This window comes from Deinococcus sp., from assembly GCF_018260405.1.
GTDB lineage: Bacteria > Deinococcota > Deinococci > Deinococcales > Deinococcaceae > Deinococcus.
On record NZ_JAGLBG010000187.1, the window covers coordinates 1 to 2081 of the forward strand.

Below are 2081 nucleotides of genomic sequence, written 5' to 3' on the forward strand. Positions count from 1 at the left end.
TCGGTCACAGAGACAGCTCGCCTCCGGGGTCATGACCCTGTAGACACGCTGATGGCTCTGGCGCGCTAATCAGATACAATATAGGTTTCGCGGTAGGGCAGTACAGGCGGTGCTTTCTTGGTCAGAGCGGCACCTATGCAGGGGTCTGGTCGCTGTGTTGGGCAAAATGGACTCGCTTAAGCGAGCCTGCCCGCTTCTTGCCCAAAACGCCACCCGGGAAGGGGCCTGCCCGCTGGCGGAAGAGCGCAGCCGGCTTACGGCCTGATAAAAGAGATGAGAATGCCTCTACCATGAGGCATTCTTACTGAGTAAGACAACAAAAATCCCTGTGGGTGGAGACGCAACCATTCTATTCGAGCGACTTAGTTAATGGCTGAGTAAAGCTCCGTGGCGTGACCAACGGCATTTTCTGACCATTACATGGGTGCTGGTGGGCCTCCTTCTTTCCAATTCCATCCTGCCCAATGGTGTCTTTGTTCGCGGTTAATGCAGCCGCCTCTTGGGACGGCATCTCTCATGACTTTTATCAGGCCATAAGGCTGTCCAGTACTGATGGTGGGTTCTCACAAATGGCGTAATTAAGCAAGCTGTTCTATACCGGTGTCTCCCGCTCAAAGCGTCTATCCTGTCCTGATGACTTCTTCCCGCACCCGTCAGAACCGCAGCCCGCAGGAGCAGCGGCGACCCGATCCCTTCAATCCGGCCCGTGAATTGGCTGTGCGCGTGCTGATGAAGGTGATGAGTGGTGAGGGCTTTGCGGCCCCCAACCTCGACGCCGCGCTGCAACAGGCCAAGTTGCCTGCCCGTGACGCTGGTCTGGCAACCCACATCGTGTACGGCACCCTACGGCATCAACCGAGTCTGGCCGCAGTGCTGGCTCCCCTGCTCACCGGCGAAACGCACCCTAAAGTGCAGACCCTGCTGCTGGCCGGGGCGTTCGAGAAACTGATTCTGGGCACACCCGCCCACGCCGTCGCCAACGAGTACGTGAACCTGGCCCGCACCGCGCGGCTGGCTCCTCCCGGACTGGTCAATGCCGTGCTGCGGCGGGTTGAACCGCTCGGGCAGCTGGGCAGCGAGATGCCGGAATGGCTTGAAGGCGTCTACCGCTGGGCCTACGGTGCCCAGGCCGAGGCGGTTTTTGCCGACCTGCTGGAGCCGCAGCCCATGTGGCTGAGTCTCTCGGATGAGGGCGTGCGCCTGCTGCAAGAGGAGGGCAGTGAACTGACCGCTTCTCTTGAAGGTGTAGACCGCGTGGAACTCGCGCGCCCACTGCGGGAAACGGCGGCGTACCACACCGGTCAGGCCCAGCCGATCAACCCGGCGAGTATGGCCTGCGTGGACGCTCTGGGCGATATCGACGCTCAGCGCGTGCTGGACCTCGCGGGCGGCGCAGGCATCAAGGCGGCTATGCTCGCCACGCGCGGCGCACTGGTCACCAGCGTGGACAATGTGCCCCGCAAACACCACGCAGCCGAATGGAACTTCAAACGTCTGCGGTTGAAGGCCGATTTCGTAACGCACGACCTGACCGCGCCGCTGGATCTTGCCCCAGCGCCCTTCGTACTCTTGGACGCTCCGTGTACGGGAAGTGGTACGCTGCGAAGCCACCCCGAGATCAAACTGCGCCTGACCCCGGCAGTGGTCGCTGAAATGGCTACCTTGCAGGCGCGGATGCTGCCCAACGCCGCTGCCCTGGTCGAGCCTGGCGGCGTCCTGGTGTACTCGGTCTGCTCGGTTATGCCGCAGGAAGGCCCGGAAGTGATCCAGGCGTTCTTGGCTGCTCACCCCGAATTCACCCCTGAGGCCATTCCCGGTCTCGAAGTGGCACATCTGCAAGTGGGGCCCGGTATTCTCACGCTACCGCTCAACGGAGTCGACGGCTTTTATATTGCCCGGCTACGCCGCAGCTAAGCCACACGGTGATCTGCCGCGCACGGAAACTTGCAAAGCGGCGTGGCGGGGAGGTCAACAGGGTTAGAGCTTCCCGAATACACGCAACTCACAGTAGTCCGGAACCTTTTTGACCAAAAAGCAAGTGGGGTCGGTTACGTTGGTGTGTGAAGACTCAACGAACGGCC

1 protein-coding gene is annotated in these 2081 nt (G+C 61.2%); it reads left to right on the forward strand.

All coding sequences use genetic code 11. From position 1 onward, the window contains the following. Positions 1–633 precede the first annotated feature (633 nt). On the forward strand, positions 634–1914 hold the full coding sequence (locus QZ269_RS12900) for an RsmB/NOP family class I SAM-dependent RNA methyltransferase (RefSeq protein WP_291427101.1): 1281 nt from the start codon (positions 634–636) through the stop codon (positions 1912–1914). Positions 1915–2081 lie beyond the last annotated feature (167 nt).